The organism is Vibrio sp. V12_P9A6T4, assembly GCF_963874835.1.
GTDB classification, from domain to species: Bacteria; Pseudomonadota; Gammaproteobacteria; order Enterobacterales; family Vibrionaceae; genus Vibrio; species Vibrio anguillarum.
The window spans coordinates 17669-36255 of the sequence record NZ_CAWNJO010000057.1; the positions used below are offsets into that span (position 1 = coordinate 17669).

Genomic DNA, 18587 nt, shown 5'->3' on the forward strand with positions numbered 1-18587 from the left:
ACTAACCCTCTGTGATAACGAAATAAAACCATTAACTGAGTAGAAGGCTATCATCTGCCAGCTCTTCGCCTCGAACTTTCGAAAACATTTCCAGTAGATCAGGCACTTTCATATTGGCACGCTGCTCACCAGACACATCAAGAACAATTTCACCTTGGTGAAGCATCACAGTGCGATCACCACACGCTAAGGCATCTTTCATCGAGTGCGTTACCATCATCACCGTCAAGTTAAATTCTTTGACGATTGTTTTGGTCAAATCAATGATAAAGGCCGCCATTCTAGGGTCCAGAGCCGCAGTGTGCTCATCAAGCAGTAACAATTTACTGTCAGATAAAGTTGCCATCACTAAGCTAACCGCTTGACGCTGCCCACCAGACAGTAAGCCGATGTTATCGCCTAAACGATCTTCTAATCCCAAACCAAGGATAGCGATTCTCTCTTGAAACAACTTGCGACGTGATGAAGAAAGTGACAGCCCCCACCCTCGGCGCTTGCCGCGCATGTAGGCTAAAGCCATATTCTCTTCAATGGTTAAATCGCCACATGTACCGGCAAGTGGGTCTTGGAACACGCGAGCGCATAAACGTGCACGCTGATCCACGCTCTGGCGCGTGACATCGACTTCATCGATGAGTACTTTGCCTGCCATCATGGGCGTTTCGCCCGTTACAGCGCCTAATAAGGTCGATTTCCCTGCACCATTTGAGCCAATCACAGTTAAAAATTGATGTTCAGGTACTTCGAGGTGAACACCTCTTAACGCTCTATTTTCTAAAATTGTGCCAGGGTTAAACGTGACTTGAATATCTTCTAAACGAATCATAATGTTTCTCCTGACGCTTTATCCTGCTTAGCAACAACCGACTTCTGAGCAGGAGAATTACCCTTTTTTGCTTTGAAGTTCCTTTTCATTTTTGGCGCAATCAGTGCAATGGCCACCAGCACAGCAGTAACTAAGTTGAGATCAGACGCCTGCAAACCGAACATGCCCGAGCTCAAAGCAAAGGCGACCGCTAAACGGTACAGCACTGAACCGACGATGACCGCCAGCACTGCAACCCAGATCCGGCGCCCGGGGATCAACGTCTGCCCCAAGATCACAGCAGCAAGGCCAACGACAATCGTCCCTACGCCCGAAGTTACATCAGCAAAACTGTTGGTTTGCGCAAACAGTGCCCCAGCAAAACCGACGAAACCATTCGATAACGCAAGAGCAAAATAGGTATAAAACGAGGTGCTTCCGCCTTGTGCTCTCACCATGCGGGCATTAACGCCCGTAGCACGCAGTCCAAGTCCAAAGTCACTGTTTAATAATCGCACCACAAACCAGGCCGAAATCAAGACCAATACACCCACGACCAGCGGGCGAATGTAAACCGAGTCACCCATGGCTTCAAAGGGCGTAAGAATGGTCTCCTCCCCAAGCAGAGCAATATTGGGGCGTCCCATAATACGAATATTGATGGAGAAGGCGGCAATCATGGTGAGAATCGACGCCAATAGATGCAAAATACCGCAGCGAACCGCAAGAAATGCAGTCACCCAACCGGTAAAGGCACCCGCAAGTATTGCCATTCCTGTAGCGACCCAAGGGTTAATACCTGCCACAATCGCCGTGGCGGCCACCGCAGCGCCCATCGGGAAGCTGCCGTCAACGCTTAAATCGGGGAAATCAAGGACACGGAAAGTGAGGTAAACACCCAATGCCACTAATCCGTACAGCAGCCCTATCTCTAGAGCGCCAAAAAAAGCAAAAGCAGACATAACAACTCCTTTCTCTGCTTAAACAGAGCTAAAGCCTTCGCTCTAGCTCTGAATGGTCTTTATTTTACGCTCGTAGCACGATCAAGTACTGACTGAGGAATAGTTACGCCCAGTTTTTCCGCTGCGGTTTTGTTGATCATTAAATCAGACCCTTTGGCCACTTTAACATCCAGTTTACCCGGTGCTTGGCCTTCCAAGATAGCGACAACATAGTCCGCGGTTTGTACGCCAATTTGGTAATAATCAAAGCCAAGGCTAGCAATCGCTCCGCGTTCAACATAAGAGGTCGCTGCGCCAAATACTGGGGTCTTAGCTTGGTTTGCCGAAACAATCATCCCTTCAATCGCACTGGCGACGGTATTATCAATTAAGGCGTAAAGGATGTCTGATTTTGAGGCGATCGCCTGTGTCGCAGTTTGTACGTCTGCGCTTTTTAAGGCTGTCGCTTCAATAAGTTTAATGCCATGTTTTTGAGTGCTCGATTTAAGCAGTTCCATCAAGCTCACTGCATTGGCCTCACCAGGGTTATACACTACGCCGATAGATTTCACGTTTGGCATGATCTCTTTGATCAGCTCAACGTGCTGTTCAACTGGCGATAGATCAGAAAGCCCGGTCACGTTCTTACCCGGTTGCTCAAGTTTTTTCACCAATTTAGCACCGACAGGATCGGTCACCGCCGTGAACACGACAGGAATAGTTTTGGTTGCAGAGACGAGCGCTTGCGCCGTGGGGGTTGCGATGCCGACTAACACATCAGGATTTTCCCCGACAAATTGGCGCGCAATTTGAACAGCAATCGCTGGGTTGCCTTGCGCGGTTTTAAAATCAAAATCTAGATTTTTGCCTTGTTCATAACCTTTTGCTTTTAAACCATCAAGTAAACCTTGTCTGGTTGCGTCTAAAGCTGGGTGCTCAACAATTTGCGATACGGCGACTTTCGCTGTTTTGGCCATGATGCTTGTGGAAGAGAGTAATACTGCTCCTGCAAAAACGGCGGTAACAATGGCTTTGCCTGCTTTCATCTTAACTCCTTGATTTAAGCATTATACCCTTCCTACTTAAAGCGGTAGCAGTGCTAGCAAATGCGCTCATCCCGTTAACACAATTAACCTGTGCCACATTAGGATTCATCCCATTGCAGATTGCTTACAACTTCATATTGTTTGGGTATACATGTTGGATGTTGTGTTTTTAATATTTTTATGTACGCGCACTGAGCGTCGCTGACAACATTATTACCAGTAACTCAGGCTAAAGGGAAGTGAGGTTTAACAGTAAAGTAACAAAAAGAGAGATAAGAATAAGGCGAAAGTTGAATAACAAAGAGGAGTTCACTGCGGAAGTCCTCTTTGCCTTTTATTCACATGCTACCTGGGTGGCTAGAACCAGCGTTCTAACGCGGCGTCATCTAACTGACGGAATGCTCGGTTGAGGATAGCAGCCAGCTCTTTGTATCTCGGCTTCGCTTTGATTGGCTCTAAAGCAAAACCAGTATCGACAATCTTCTGGTACAGCTCTCGGTACCACCCAGCAAGCGAAGGTGGAAGTTGGGTATTGGCGCGGTTTCCCAGCCACCACATACCTTGTAGCGGTAAGCTTATGGCAAAAAGTGCCACTACCACTGCTTGGGGCATCGCCTGTGTATTTTCAAAAACCATCTGTGTCAGTACACTGATTGCGGCGATAGCTGGCATAGCCTTAACGCCAAAACGCGTGGCTTTAATGATCCGTTGCTCAGGAAAAATGAGGCCTAGCTCTTTGCGCACAGGCCAAACATCCATATATTTCTGACCATCTTTCAGGCTGTGAACGATTCCAACTTTGTTATTCATAGCGCGCCCTCACTCTCGATGCTGCCCATTCAACTAAAAAATAGTTTAATGATTCAACTAATCTAGTAAAAAATTGATAGAAGTTAATATTATTTCAATTTTTTTTTGTTATATTGGCCCATTATCGCTATTCTTTGCGAGCCCTCAATCTCATTGTTGCCGTTATTTACAATTTAGGCAACTCCGAGATGAAATCTGCAAGGAATGCATCGACGACTTTACGTTAAAAGCCCCGTCTCATTATACGGAAATTCAAGTTTTATTGACCAAGATTAGTAGCGCTCCACAACGGTTCTACTATTCTTGTGAATGATTTTTATCCTAACCGATTATTACAGGTAGTCACACATGTCTAAGCTAGTTTTAGTTTTAAACTGCGGTAGTTCTTCTCTTAAATTTGCTGTTGTCGATGCAGAAACAGGTGCTGAGCACCTATCAGGTCTTGCTGAATGTCTTCACCTTCCTGAAGCACGTATCAAGTGGAAACTTGACGGTAAACACGAAGCGCAACTAGGCGAAGGTGCAGCGCACGAAGAAGCACTCGCGTTTATGGTTGAAACTATTCTGGCTTCTAAGCCAGAGCTTAAAGCTAACCTTGGCGCTATCGGTCACCGTATCGTACACGGTGGTGAGCAGTTCACTCAATCTGCACTTATCTCTGATGATGTACTGAAAGGTATTCAAGACGCTGCAACCTTTGCACCGCTTCATAACCCAGCACACATCATCGGTATCGAAGCCGCTAAGAAAAACTTCCCTGAGCTTCAAAACGTAGCTGTGTTTGATACTGCGTTCCATCAAACTATGCCTGAAGAGTCTTTCCTATACGCTCTTCCGTACAATCTATACAAAGAGCATGGTATCCGTCGTTATGGCATGCATGGTACTTCACACTTATTCATCACTCGTGAAGTTGCAGGCCTACTCAACAAGCCAGTTGAAGAAGTTAACATCATCAACTGTCACCTAGGCAATGGTGCTTCTGTTTGTGCGATCAAAAACGGTCAATCAGTTGATACTTCAATGGGCCTAACGCCGCTTGAAGGTTTGGTGATGGGCACACGTTGTGGTGACATCGACCCTGCAATCATCTTCCACCTGCACGATGCACTGGGTTACTCTGTTGATCAAATCAACACTATGCTAACCAAAGAGTCTGGCCTACAAGGCTTAACTCAAGTGACTTCGGATTGCCGTTTTGTTGAAGATAACTACGGTGAGAAAGAAGAAGCGACTCGTGCAATGGACGTGTTCTGCCACCGCCTAGCAAAATACGTGGCCGGCTACACAGCAAGCCTTGACGGTCGCCTAGACGCTATCGTCTTCACTGGTGGTATCGGTGAGAACTCAGGCCCTATCCGTGAAATGGTACTAAACCGTTTGGCTATCTTCGGTATCGAAGTCGACAGCGCAGCAAACCTAAAAGCACGTTTTGGCGGCGAAGGTGTGATCACAACGGCAAACAGCCGTATTCCAGCTATGGTTATCTCGACCAATGAAGAGCTAGTGATTGCTGAAGATACTGCTCGTCTGGCAGGCCTTTAATTGACTTTCTGGCTAACTCTCTGAGTTAGCCAGTTTTTTACCGGGGCTCAACCCTTAGTTTCTATCGATTTAGGTCAGCAGGCTTATTTCCGAAGAAGGTCATGTTGGGCTTTGTTCCTTTTTCAATCTAGTTTCGGTTAGATTGATTTCAATAGTTTGAGGTACTCTACTCATGTCCCGTACTATTATGCTTATCCCTATCAGCGCTGGTGTTGGTCTTACCAGCGTGAGCATGGGTGTCCTTCGCGCCATGGAGCGTAAAGGTGTTAGCGTTTCTTTTTATAAGCCTATTGCACAACCTCGCTCGGGTGGCGATCAACCTGATCTCACTTCAACGATTATCGGTCGCAACAGCGACATCAGCATTGCAGAACCGATGATGATGTCAGCGGCAGAAACGTTGATCGGTAGCGAAAAGATGGATGTGTTGCTTGAAACCGTCGTTGAGCGTTATAACCACATCAATAAAGATTCTGAAGTAACGCTGATTGAAGGCCTTGTGCCAACACGCAAGCACCCATTCGCGAACCAAGTGAACGCAGAAATTGCCAAAACACTGGGCGCAGAAATTGTGTTTGTCGCGACACCGGGAACGGACAACCCAACTCAGTTGAAAGAGCGTATTGAAGTTGCGTGCTCAAACTTTGGTGGAACAAAAAATAAAAACATTTCAGGTGTTATTATCAACAAGCTTAATGCCCCTGTTGATGAAGCAGGCCGTACTCGCCCTGACTTATCAGAAATTTTTGATGATGCAGATAGCGCGAAACAAGCCAATTTAGAAGTGATGCAGATCTTTAACACTAGCCCAATTCGTGTGTTAGGTTGCGTGCCTTGGAGTATCGATCTTATCGCGACTCGTGCTATTGATATGGCCAAACACCTGAAAGCTGAAATCATTAATGAAGGTGAAATTAAGTCTCGTCGTATTAAGAGCATCACTTTCTGTGCGCGTTCTTTGCCACACATGATTGAGCACTTTAAGCCAGGATCACTCTTAGTGACATCGGCCGATCGTCCTGACGTGATTGTTGCCGCCTCTCTGGCTGCAATGAATGGCGTTGAAATTGGTGCGGTACTGCTGACTGGCGGTTACGATATGCCACAAGAGATTGTGAACCTATGTAAACCAGCCTTTGAAAGCGGATTGCCTATTTTTAAAGCGCAAGGTAACACTTGGCAAACGTCACTCAACCTACAAAGCTTTAGCCTAGAAGTTCCAGCTGACGATAAAGAACGTATCGAGTTCATCAGCGATCATGTTGCTAGCCACATCGATGGTCCTTGGATTAATTCGCTCACTGAAGGCACGCAAGGTATTCGTCGCCTTAGCCCGCCAGCATTCCGTTACCAGTTAACTGAGTATGCTCGTCGTGCAGGTAAACGTATTGTGCTTCCTGAAGGGGATGAACCACGCACAGTGAAAGCCGCATCTATTTGTGCTGAGCGCGGTATTGCGACTTGTGTTCTACTTGGTAACCCTGATGAAATCCGCCGCGTTGCTGCGCAGCAAGGTGTTGAGTTAGGTGCTGGCGTTGAAATTATCGATGCTGACTCAGTGCGCGAAAACTACGTCGCTCGCTTGGTTGAGCTGCGTGGTTCAAAAGGCATGACGGAAGTTGTGGCTCGTGAAAAACTGCAAGATTCAGTATTCCTTGGCACAATGATGCTTGAAGCGGATGAAGTTGACGGTTTGGTTTCTGGTGCGGTTCATACCACAGCCAACACCATTGTTCCTCCATTCCAAATCATTAAGACCGCGCCAAATGCCTCGATTGTATCCTCTATCTTCTTCATGCTATTGCCTGATCAAGTGTTGGTATACGGCGACTGCGCCATCAACCCAGATCCAAATGCTGAACAGCTTGCTGAAATTGCGATTCAATCGGCCGATTCTGCGGCGGCATTCGGCATTGACCCGCGCGTGGCGATGATTTCCTACTCGACAGGTGAATCAGGTAAAGGTGCTGATGTAGATAAAGTGCGTGAAGCGACGCGCATTGCTCAAGAGAAACGTCCAGATCTTATTATCGACGGTCCTCTGCAATACGATGCTGCAATCATGGAAAACGTGGCGGCTTCTAAAGCACCAAACTCTCCAGTCGCTGGTAAAGCAACGGTATTTGTCTTCCCTGACCTAAACACAGGTAATACAACTTACAAAGCAGTACAACGCTCAGCAGACCTTGTTTCTATCGGTCCAATGCTGCAAGGCATGCGTAAACCAGTAAACGATTTGTCTCGCGGTGCGTTGGTTGACGACATTGTTTACACAATCGCGTTGACGGCGATTCAAGCAAGCCAAGAAACAAAATAAAATTCTTAGCTTAACTTGCTGATTAAAAGGCTCTTATGTATCACATAAGAGCCTTTTTTATAGCACACTTCCACCCTCGTTATAACCCAATAAAACCGCGCTCATGGGGCGTATCAAGATCAAGATCCGGCCCCTTAGGTACCACTTGCGTTGGGTTGATACCGATATGGCTGAAATAATAGTGGCGTTTGATGTGGTAAAAATCGGTCGTTTGTTTGATACCGTCGATTTGGTAAAGCTCTTTTAAGTAACCGCTTAAGTTCTCATAATCGGCGATACGCTGTTTATTGCATTTAAAATGCCCGACGTAAACAGCATCAAAACGGATAAGTGTAGTGAATAAACGCCAATCCGCCTCGGTGATCTGGTTACCGACCAAGTAGCGATACGTCGCTAAATGATTGTTGACCTTATCTAATGCCGTAAAGAGTGCATCATAAGCATCGTCATAGGCCTCTTGCGTGGTCGCAAACCCACATCGATAGACGCCATTATTAATATTGGGGTAGATATACGCATTCCATTCATCGATAGCTTTGCTGAGTGCTTGCGGATAGTAGTCGTGCTGGTTACCCGTTAACTCATTAAATGCACTGTTAAACATGCGAATAATCTCAGAAGATTCATTGCTAACAATGGTATTGGTCTTCTTATCCCACAGCACAGGTACAGTTACTCGCCCTGAATAATCTACCTTTGCTTTGGTGTAGATTTGGTGGAGTTTGGTATAGCCGAACAGTGGTTCAGGAATACCAAAAGACCAGCCTTCACTTAGCATGTCAGGGCAAACGACCGTAACATCAATGTGTTCGGTGAGTGATTTAAGCTGGCGAAAAATCAATGTACGGTGAGCCCAAGGGCATGCCAAAGAGACATACAGATGATAACGGTCCGATTCTGGTTGAAATCGTGCGTCTGGCTGGCTGTCGACCCAGTGTCTGAATCCTGCGTCTTCGCGAACAAAACGCCCAGCGCTGCTTTTGGTGTCATACCAAACATCGTGCCAGACGCCTTCAACTAATTTTCCCATGATCTCCACTCCTCATTCCGATGACTTTTTTATTATAAGTAGGATAGAAAATGGTAAAACCGGAGGAAGTTGTCCTTGTTATTCAGAAATTTTGAACAGTGCGATTTACCCCGCTAAGCGCACAGATAAAAAAAGCGCGACCCAGAAATGCGTCGCGCTTAAGCCTGTCACAGGCTAAATTTAGAGCTCGACATGTAAACAAGACACAGCATGTTCATCACTGCCTTTAATCTGCGGTTTTTGCTGTGCACAGATTTCCGTCGCTTGAGGACAGCGGGTACGGAAAACACATCCAGAAGGCGGGTTGATTGGCGAGGGTAAATCCCCTTCTAGCATCTGAATTTTCTTAGCACGCTCCAGTTTCGGATCTGGAATTGGCACAGCCGACATCAAAGCTTTGGTGTAAGGGTGTGATGGATTCGCAAACAACGCCTCAGAGGTGCCAAGCTCGACCGCATTGCCTAAATACATCACGAGTACACGATCAGAGATGTGTTTCACTACCGATAAATCATGGGCAATAAAAACCAAACTTAAACCAAGCTCATTTTGCAGCTCTTTGAGCAGGTTAACCACCTGCGCTTGGATTGAAACATCCAAAGCAGAAACTGGCTCATCACAGATGATCATTTTCGGTTTTAAAATGAGCGCACGGGCAATACCAATACGTTGACACTGACCACCAGAGAATTCATGGGGATAGCGGTTAATGACGTTCGGCAATAAACCGACTTTTGTCATCATCTCTTTTACACGATCCTTTACTTCTTGTTTCGAAAGTTCTGGATAAAAGGTTTGAAGTGGCTCTGCAATAATATCGCCAACCGACATTCTTGGGTTCAATGACGCCAGTGGGTCTTGGAAAATCATCTGAATTTGCTTACGGGTTTTGCGACGCTCAACCTCATGCATTTTCGTCAAATCATTTCCTAGCCACACCACTTCACCCTCGGTGGCTTCGACTAAACCAATGATCGCTCGCGCAAAAGTAGACTTTCCGCAACCTGATTCGCCTACTACGCCGAGAGTTTCACCCTCATATAGGCGCACATTAACGCCATCTACGGCTTTTAGGTTCGATGGTTTAGACCACGGCCACGCGGATTTAGAGGCAATGTTGAAGTGAACTTTGAGGTTCTTTACATCCAGTAATAATGGTTTTTGTTCGCTCATTTAACCCAAGCCTCCCAATCAGAAAAACAGGCACGTTGGCGACCATCAGCAAATGGCAATAAAATAGGTGCTTCACGTTTACAGCGTTCTGTCACTCGGTGGCAGCGCTCTTGATAAGGGCAACCCGGTGGCAATCGTAGCAAGTTAGGTGGGTTTCCAGGAATTGTTGGTAATATTTCACCTTCCGTATCCAAACGAGGAATGGCTTTTAATAAACCTTCAGCGTAAGGGTGACTCGGGTTGTAGAAAATCTCATCCACAGAGCCATATTCCATCGTACGCCCAGCATACATTACCAATACTTTGTCACATGAACCCGCAACCACACCTAGATCATGGGTGATCATGATAATGGCGGTATTGAATTCGCTTTTGAGCTCGTTCAACAAATCCATAATTTGGGCTTGTACCGTTACGTCCAATGCGGTGGTGGGTTCATCGGCAATCAGTAACTTAGGCCGGCATAACAACGCCATTGCAATCATAACGCGTTGACGCATACCGCCAGAAAACTCATGCGGATACATGGTAATTCGCTTACGCGCTTCGGGGATTTTAACCGCCTCTAGCATACGTACCGACTCTTCAAATGCGGCCGACTTGCTCATTCCTTTGTGCAGCATCAGCACTTCCATCAACTGCTCGCTGACCTTCATATAGGGATTCAGTGACGTCATTGGGTCTTGGAAGATCATCGCAATTTGTTCAGCGCGCACTTTGTTCAAGGCTTTTTCTGGCAAATTGAGGATCTCTTTCCCTTCAAATTTTGCGCTACCCGTGATAATACCATTTTTGGCAAGTAGGCCCATAATAGCGAACACGGTTTGCGATTTACCAGAGCCAGACTCCCCTACGATACCGAGGGTTTCGCCTTGCTCCAGTGAAAAAGTTAAATCGTTGACAGCGGTAACAATACCATCTTGAGTGGTAAATTCGACCCGTAGATCTTTGACATCTAATAAGCTCATTATTGCTTCCTTAATCTTTTAATTATCGGTCTTTAGGATCAAGCGCATCGCGCAGACCATCACCGACATAGTTAAAGCAAAACAGGGTGACCACCATGAACGCGGCTGGGAAAGCAAGTTGCCAAATAGCGACTTCCATTGTTTGTGAACCTTCTTGAAGAAGTGCTCCCCAGCTTGTCATCGGCTCTTGAACACCAAGACCAAGGAAAGATAAAAATGACTCTGTCAAAATCATACTTGGGATCAACAGCGTCGAATAGACCGCTACAATACCCAACACGTTTGGCACAATATGACGTGTAATAATTTTCCAGTTGCTGACGCCACACACATGCGCCGCTTCAATAAACTCTTTGCTGCGTAGGCTCAAGGTTTGGCCACGCACAATTCGCGCCATATCAAGCCATGCAATTGCACCGATAGCGACGAAGATAAGCACGATATTGCGGCCAAAAAACGTGACCAACACAATAACAAGGAACATGAAAGGAACAGCGTATAGAATCTCCAAAATACGCATCATAATGCGGTCTACTTTACCGCCAATGAAGCCCGACGCCGCACCATAAAGTGTGCCGATCAGAACAGCAACCAACGCGCCCATTACGCCAACCATCAACGAAATTCGCCCACCAACTAAGGTACGCACATACAAATCACGCCCAAGGCTATCGGTGCCGAACCAATGATCCGCATTGGGCCCAACGTGCATTGAATACCAGTCCGTATTGTCATAGGTATACGGGGCCATCATCGGTAGTACGATCACCGCAAGGGTCATCATCGTCAGAATACACAAGCTGACCATTGCCGCTCTGTTACGCATAAAGCGAATTCGCGCATCTTGCCATAAGCTGCGGCCAGCTATTTCTAAGTTTTCAGAAAACTTCTCAACCGCGGCTAGGTTTTCTCTTTTCGTTAACATAACCATACGTCCCTGTTAGTAGCGAATTTTCGGGTCAATGACCGCAAGCAAAATATCAACAATGGCGTTGAAAAGAATAAATAGGAAACCAATTAAAATGGTTACACCCATCACCAATGAGTAATCGCGGTTAAATGCAGCGTTAACAAACAGCTTACCGATACCCGGTAGACCGAAAATCGTTTCAATCACTACAGACCCGGTAATAATACCGACAAACGCAGGCCCCATGTACGACACAACAGGCAGTAAAGCAGGCTTCAAAGCATGGTTAACAACGATATAGGGATAACTCAACCCTTTCGCACGTGCCGTGCGAATAAAGTTACTGTTGAGTGTTTCTATCATTGAGCCACGGGTGATACGGGCAAAGGTGGCAATATAGAGCATCGACATACCCAGCACTGGCAGTACTAAATATTGGAAACTTCCATCTAACCAACCACCAGCTGGGAATATTTTCCAATGCAAGGAGAAGAGATAAATTAAAGCTGGGGCGAGAACAAACGACGGCATCACCACGCCAATCATTGCCGTCGACATGATGGTGTAGTCAATCCAAGTGTTATGTTTTAGTGCGGCAATCGTACCAATGGAAACACCCGCGATAACGGTAAAAATAAAAGCGATAAAGCCGACTTTTGCCGAGACAGGCAAGGCAACGGCGATCAATTCATTCACCGTATAATCTTGGTATTTGAATGATGGGCCAAAATCACCTTGCAAAATATTGGTCAAGTAGGTGAAGTATTGCTCAGACACGGGTTTGTCTAAGCCATATTTGGCTTCAATGTTGGCCATCACTTCCGGTGGTAAAGGACGTTCGCTTGAGAATGGATTACCAGGAGCGAAACGCATGAGAAAGAAAGATACCGTGATCAACACCAACATGGTTGGTATCGCTTCCAATATCCTTTTTGCGATGAATTTAAGCATAAACTCACTCTTTCAGTCTGTGACAATGAAAATTAGAAAGACGCTGCATGTAAATTACTATCTGAAGATAGCTACATGCAGTGTCTAAGTCGTTATATTTTTATCAGCGTAAGTGGACTTACTTTGCTGTGATATAAAGATCTTTTGAGTAGATCTTCTCTTCCGCGTTATTCATCGGGAAGCCGCCTACATTAGGAGATAATAAACGAGATTTAACATACTGATAGATAGGGGCAATCGGCATATCTTTGGTTAATAGTTTTTCAGCATCCAGATATAGCTTAGTGCGCTCCTCTTCAGAGGTTGATTTTAACGCTTTATCAATAATTGCATCGTATTCAGCGCTTTGGTAGTGCAAACCACCCGTGGTGTTATTGCTCACCATCAAGGTCAAGAATGAAGACGCTTCATTATAGTCACCACACCAACCAGCACGTGCCACTTCAAAGTTACCTTGATCTTTAGAATCTAGATAGGTTTTCCACTCTTGGTTCTCTAATACGACATTAATACCGAGCGTTTTTTTCCACATAGAACCCAGTGCTACAGCGATTTTCTTGTGGTTTTCCGATGTATTGTAGAGAAGGCTGAATTTCAGAGGGTTGTCTTTATTAAAGCCCGCTTCAGCCAACAATTTTGCCGCTTCTGCATCGCGCTCTTTTTGCGTCATCTTGCCATATGCTGGCATTTGAGGATTAAAGCCTGCAGTAATTTCAGGTGTTAAGAAATAAGCTGGTTTTTGGCCTTGACCTAAAATCGCATCACTCACAATGTTACGGTCGATAGCGTAAGAAATCGCTTTACGCACGCGAACGTCGTCAAATGGTGCCTTTTTGGTATTGAACAGATAGTAATAAGTACACAAGTTACCCTGAATCGATACTGATTCCGGGTGTTCTTTCTTCAGACGCTTGAAGTGCTCGGTGGGTAATTCATAAGAGATATCGATTTCGCCTGCTAGGAAACGGTTCATTTCTGATACTTGGTTTTCTATGGGCAAGAAGGTGACTTTGTTAATGACTGTTTTGTCATTGTCCCAATATTGCTCGTTACGTTTTAATACTAAACGCTCATTGACAACCCATTGATCAACAACGTAGGCACCGTTGCCAACAAAATGCTCAGGCTTGGTCCATTGGTCACCAAACTTTTCAACCGTCGCTTTATGGACTGGTTTCACGGTTGTGTGGCCCATCATCATGACGAAATAAGGCACAGCATCTTCAAGTTCAACAACGAGTGTATGGTCATCTTTAGCTTTAACGCCAAGTTCACTTTTGTCTTTCGTTCCTGCAATAATCTCTTTTGCATTTTTCATCTTGGTATATTCCATATACCAAGAGTAAGGAGAAGCCGTTACAGGGTCGACGGCGCGCTGGAAGCTGAAAACAAAATCACCAGCCGTGACAGGATCACCATTTGACCATTTTGCATTTTTGCGCAAATGGAAAATAAAGGTTTTGTTGTCTGCGGTTTCCCAGCTTTCTGCGACACCAGGAATGGTTTTACCATCCGCGTCTTGGTTTACAAGCCCTTCCAATAAGTCACGAATTACGTGCGACTCAGGAACACCTTGGGATTTGTGAGGATCGAGTGTGGCGACTTCAGTACCGTTACCACGAACGATTTCCTGAACTTTGGCCAATTTGGTTCCGGCTGGAACATCAGCCGCGATAGAAAAAGTAGAAGTGGCAGCCACTGCCATACCCGCCCCTAGAAGAAGGGCTTGGGTGATTTTATTTTTATACATGCATAAACTCCAAGTTTTTATTTTTGCATCCATGACTTCCTTGAGAGCTCTCTAGCATCGCTAGAACTTTAGATTTATTTAGCGCAAAAACTAAGCAGAAAAATCTAAAAACTCCTAAGGATAGCGGCACACATTAGCAACCATTGAAGTAATTTGCCATAAAATCGTAGCAAAAAAATGCATAATTCCATGGTTTACCTAATGGAATAGATAAATAGCCCAACAATTAACTCAAACTCAGTGAATTAAAGTTACCAAGCGCCATCTGGTCAGACCATAGTGCTAAATCATCTAGTGTTGAGTACATTTTCAGCACGTTTCACTGGAAAATCAGCCTTTTTTTAACATCTTAGTTACGTTAGATCTAACTTAAAGGGATAATCCTGCCATCTGAAAATAAAATCCGTGAAGAGTGTCACTAAAATCGATTAACAATAAATTAACAACGTGTTGATTGGTAATAATAAATAAACACTTTCACCGAAAAGTGTAATCTAATACTTACGCAAATCGACATTCAGTTTACGCGATGCTCAAACTGGCACTAAGATGATCGAGCTCAATGTAACGAATCAGCTCCATGGCTGAACGAATGCCCAATTTACTTTGAATTCTCGCTTTGTAAGTACTGACTGTTTTCTGATTAATATCCAGTTGATTAGCTATCTGCTTATTGGTCAAACCTTGAATCAACAAATTTGCCACACTCAACTCTCTGCTGGATAGTCTTTCATTGAGTCGAAAACTAGGTTGAAAATTAACTGTTCGCCCGACCTCCCCCATTATGCTCTGAATGGTGTCAGTCAATGCAGCTGATTTCACAATGTGGCGCGCATGTGCAAGTTCTGCAGATATTGCTTCATGATATTCATTGAGAAAAATAAGTCTTCCCTTAAAATTCATCGATTCAATATGCTGATGCAACTGCAAACTAGCGTCTTTACTGCAGTAGCTATCCACAACCACTAAATTAAAAGGTAAATCACGCAATCTCTTTACAGCGCAAGCGAGATCACTGGCAACGACCACCTGCGTAACGCGCTTTTCTCTCATCAACATTTTTCTTAGGGCATTAGCGCTAGTCGAATTTTCTCCAACTAATAAGCAATACACACCATCTTCAATACTTTGGTGGCTTAGCTGCTTGCTGACATTTTTGCTATACAGTTCAGCGAGATCGCCAATCGGCATCGGCATCGCCGAATAATAACCTTGACAAGTATCCACGCCTAAATGACGTAAATATTGCCAAGTATCTTCGTCCTCCACACCTTCGACAACACAATGCAAGCCTAAGGATTGCGCTAGCAATAAGCACATGTTGGTGAGTTGCTGGTTTTTATAATTGGTGGAGAGATCACGGACAAAGCTTTGATCTACTTTAAGTTCTGTAAAGGGTAATTTTGAAAGCTGACTTAGAGAGGCGTAGCCTGTGCCAAAATCATCAATGGATAAACCAACACCATGCATTCTTAAACGCGCAAGATTAGCCAGTGATGCTGTCGTACCGTTATAGACATGATCTTCCGTCAGCTCGAGCGTAAGTTTATCAGTGGGAAATGCGTATTTGTGACAGAGAGTAAGAATAGGGTCACAGATCAGCTGTTGTAAATTACTCTGGGAGATATTGATAGATAACTGGAGATCGGCTGACAAACTGCCTAAAGCCGATAATGCTTTATCCAAAACAATTAAAAACAGCTTATCCATCAAATTCAGCTCTTCAATAAGAGGCAGAAAATGCGCAGGGCTTAATACACCATGAACTGGGTGATCTAGTCGGACAAGTGCCTCGACTCCAACCATGGCACCCGTTTTAAAATCAAACTGAGGTTGATAGTAATTGAATAACCAATCTTCACTGAATGCTGTTTCTATCTCTTTGTACCCTAATGAGATAGGCGTAATGCTTGCGGCCTGTTGTTCACACTTCACATGAAACGCATGAATCACGGTTTCAAGTTGCTCAATAGAATAGGGTTTTCGTAAAACATCGACAAAATTAAAGCTCGCTAAACAGCACATGTTATAAGTAAGGTCTAAAACGGCATCGTCAACAGCACTCAATATAATAATTCCGAGTGAAGGATGTTTATCCCCAAGCATCGACAAAAGCGTAACTCCGTCCATTTCCGGCATATGAATATCACAAAAAACCAGCGATATCTCTTTGCGCAAGCATAAAGCCAACGCTTGGTGTCCATTTGCTGCAATATCGACATTATTCAATCCAAGTTGTCTGAGTTTCAGTTTCAAACTCGTGGCTTGAATTCGATCATCTTCGACAATCAAAATGTTCATTCGTCATCTACTCGTTGCTGTTTATCTAACCATTCTTGTGCTTGTGTAATCACGATTTTCATTTCCATTATCAGTCGTTGTTTTGCAGATACAACCGCTTGTGGTTCTAATTCGCGCTCCAAGCTAACCGCAAGACTCGCGAGATAATCCAGTTGAAGCGCTCCGGCAGAGCCTTTAACACGATGGGCTATCATTTTGTAATCAGAATCATGCTTTTCGAGTCTATCGACCTCGGCCGCTAAAGATTCTGCCACAACAGAAGCAATTTCACTTTTTTCACCCGGTAAAAAGCTCTCAAGCCAGCTTTTTGAGTCAGCATTTACTAAAGGATACATAGAAAGATAACCACTCAACATAGTATACAGCGACGCCAACGAATAGGGTTTATACAACACGTGTTCCATACCAGACTGGTAAGCCTTCTCTGCAATCAACCGTGAGTCTTCCGCCGTACAACCGATAACCACCTTATATCTCTCTTGCGGAATATGATTTTTAACAAATCTTGCTAAAGCGAAACCATCCATTTTAGGCATATGGCAGTCCGTTAGTAGTAAATCGAACTGGCTGTCTTCGCTTTGTAAAAGATGGCATGCCTCTTCTCCATCACCAACGATGGTTGCTTGCACACCAAGTTCATGCAGCTGTTTTTTTAATAACAAACGGTTAATAGCGTCATCATCAACCACCAAAACATGCCCGCAAAGTTTCATTTTTTTCGGTTGAACCAGCACTTGCTCACTATCTTTTATCTTATCAATAAGCAGGTCAGGATAGAGATGTTTTTTGGTCATTATCGCGTCAAAATCGACCAAGGATACCCCACCTTGACTCACCGAAACCTGCCAACACTTCAGCCACTCGATAATGCGTTCATTAGTGCAACGGTAGTTACGTTGACTCAACGGTTCAGACAAAGGCTCACCACAAATGGGAAGCATTATCGTTACTTGAGTCCCCTCATTCAGCGTACTGGAAACCGTAATATGACCATCCATTAGATTGACTAAATTCGATACTATTGACATACCAAGCCCAGTACCGCCATATTGGCGAGTAATGGTTTTATCCGCTTGCATAAATGGCTTAAATAACGAATCCAAGTGCGCTTCATTCATTCCGCACCCCGTATCTTTTACGGCAAAGACTATCTGTTCTTCCGTCAATTCAACGTGGATGGAAACCGTACCTGCCGTAGTGAATTTAACAGCATTGGCTAATATATTGGTAAGAACCTGATTTAAGCGTAATGCATCAAACTTTGCGTAAATAATAGCTGTTGGCACCCAATCAACAACGAACTCAACGCCTTTCAACTTAGCACTCGCTTCAAAGCTTCTAATGGTGGGACATAACTCTTCTAAAATATTATGCTGGCGTATATCTAATTGTAATTGCTGAGCTTCCATTTTTGAAAAATCTAAAATCTCATGGACATGGTGCTTAATTCTCTCGGCAGAACGAATTGCATTCGTCAATAACAAACGGCTCTCATCGTTTTTAATTCGAGTTGATAAAATCTCCATCAACCCTAGCATGGCCGCAATTGGCGTTCTAAGCTCATGACTCATTACAGCTAAAAAATGATTCCTCGCATCTACAGCTTCTAGTGCCTTATTGTTAGAATCACGTAATGCTAATTCTGAGAGCTTGAGTTCTGTGATATCACTGCAAACGGTCAAGTAATGAGTATCCCCACTCTTGGGATGCGCAATCGATTCATGATTAATGACATAATATTTCTCATCAATCTGATAGTGTTTATTCGACAGATCGACAGATCCGATGCCAGTACATATGAGGCAATTCACATCATCACTAATTAGAGAAGCCTTGCTACATTGCTTATATGAACGGTTAGATAACACTACTTTCCCATTCACATCTGAAATGAAGATCATGCTGGGTATTTTATCGAGCAAATCTGTCAGCCATTGCACTTGAACTTCTGAAAGTTTTGAACTGATTTGACTGTATTTTAAGGAACTTTTCAACTTATAAAATATAATTATTCCAAATAATAATAAAAACAAAAAAATA

General features: G+C 44.4%; 14 protein-coding genes. 2 read left to right on the top strand and 12 right to left on the bottom strand.

Going from position 1 to position 18587, the window contains the following annotated elements; all coding sequences use genetic code 11:
• Nucleotides 1–31 precede the first annotated feature (31 nt).
• From AACQ42_RS09350 to yfbV, 4 genes are all read right to left on the bottom strand, one after another.
• The gene (locus tag AACQ42_RS09350; RefSeq protein ID WP_010319725.1) at nucleotides 32–826 is read right to left on the bottom strand and encodes an ABC transporter ATP-binding protein; all 795 of its coding nucleotides are present in this window, start codon (nucleotides 824–826) and stop codon (nucleotides 32–34) included.
• Nucleotides 823–1767: an ABC transporter permease gene (locus AACQ42_RS09355; RefSeq protein WP_013856502.1), complete on the bottom strand. Its 945-nt coding sequence runs from the start codon at nucleotides 1765–1767 to the stop codon at nucleotides 823–825. Before AACQ42_RS09355 ends, AACQ42_RS09350 begins: the two co-directional genes overlap by 4 nt.
• A 59-nt stretch (nucleotides 1768–1826) precedes the next feature.
• The gene (locus AACQ42_RS09360) at nucleotides 1827–2792 is read right to left on the bottom strand and encodes an ABC transporter substrate-binding protein (RefSeq protein WP_017045158.1); all 966 of its coding nucleotides are present in this window, start codon (nucleotides 2790–2792) and stop codon (nucleotides 1827–1829) included.
• A 357-nt stretch (nucleotides 2793–3149) separates the two neighbouring features.
• Nucleotides 3150–3602 (bottom strand): terminus macrodomain insulation protein YfbV, encoded by a 453-nt coding sequence (gene yfbV, locus AACQ42_RS09365; protein WP_013856500.1) that lies wholly within the window; start codon nucleotides 3600–3602, stop codon nucleotides 3150–3152.
• A 348-nt stretch (nucleotides 3603–3950) separates the two neighbouring features.
• Between yfbV and AACQ42_RS09370 the strand changes: the two genes are divergently transcribed.
• Nucleotides 3951–5147, top strand: coding sequence for an acetate kinase (locus AACQ42_RS09370; RefSeq protein WP_013856499.1), 1197 nt, complete (start codon nucleotides 3951–3953; stop codon nucleotides 5145–5147).
• A 172-nt stretch (nucleotides 5148–5319) separates the two neighbouring features.
• Entirely contained in the window at nucleotides 5320–7464 is a 2145-nt protein-coding gene (gene pta / locus AACQ42_RS09375) for a phosphate acetyltransferase (protein WP_013856498.1), read from the top strand.
• 79 nt (nucleotides 7465–7543) lie between these two features.
• Here pta and AACQ42_RS09380 read toward each other — a convergent pair whose 3' ends face one another.
• The 8 genes from AACQ42_RS09380 to AACQ42_RS09415 all read right to left on the bottom strand — a co-directional run.
• Entirely contained in the window at nucleotides 7544–8494 is a 951-nt protein-coding gene (locus tag AACQ42_RS09380) for a glutathione S-transferase family protein (RefSeq protein WP_094166155.1), read from the bottom strand.
• A 180-nt stretch (nucleotides 8495–8674) separates the two neighbouring features.
• A complete protein-coding gene (gene oppF / locus AACQ42_RS09385) occupies nucleotides 8675–9667 on the bottom strand; it encodes a murein tripeptide/oligopeptide ABC transporter ATP binding protein OppF (RefSeq protein WP_010319732.1) in 993 nt (330 codons plus the stop codon).
• On the bottom strand, nucleotides 9664–10635 hold the full coding sequence (locus tag AACQ42_RS09390) for an ABC transporter ATP-binding protein (RefSeq protein WP_010319733.1): 972 nt from the start codon (nucleotides 10633–10635) through the stop codon (nucleotides 9664–9666). Before AACQ42_RS09390 ends, oppF begins: the two co-directional genes overlap by 4 nt.
• Nucleotides 10636–10657: 22 nt before the next feature.
• Nucleotides 10658–11560, bottom strand: a complete 903-nt coding sequence (gene oppC / locus AACQ42_RS09395) for an oligopeptide ABC transporter permease OppC (RefSeq protein WP_026028150.1) — start codon at nucleotides 11558–11560, stop codon at nucleotides 10658–10660.
• A gap of 15 nt (nucleotides 11561–11575) precedes the next feature.
• Nucleotides 11576–12496 carry an oligopeptide ABC transporter permease OppB gene (oppB, locus tag AACQ42_RS09400; RefSeq protein ID WP_013856495.1) on the bottom strand — a complete coding sequence of 307 codons (921 nt, stop codon included), beginning with the start codon at nucleotides 12494–12496 and terminating at the stop codon, nucleotides 11576–11578.
• A gap of 118 nt (nucleotides 12497–12614) precedes the next feature.
• Nucleotides 12615–14246 (bottom strand): ABC transporter substrate-binding protein, encoded by a 1632-nt coding sequence (locus AACQ42_RS09405; protein ID WP_141195622.1) that lies wholly within the window; start codon nucleotides 14244–14246, stop codon nucleotides 12615–12617.
• Between the two features lie 522 nt (nucleotides 14247–14768).
• Nucleotides 14769–16547 carry an EAL domain-containing protein gene (locus tag AACQ42_RS09410; RefSeq protein ID WP_094166156.1) on the bottom strand — a complete coding sequence of 593 codons (1779 nt, stop codon included), beginning with the start codon at nucleotides 16545–16547 and terminating at the stop codon, nucleotides 14769–14771.
• On the bottom strand, nucleotides 16544–18587 hold a 2044-nt coding region (locus tag AACQ42_RS09415; RefSeq protein WP_141195666.1), incomplete at its 5' end, for a hybrid sensor histidine kinase/response regulator. The genes AACQ42_RS09410 and AACQ42_RS09415, both read right to left, overlap by 4 nt.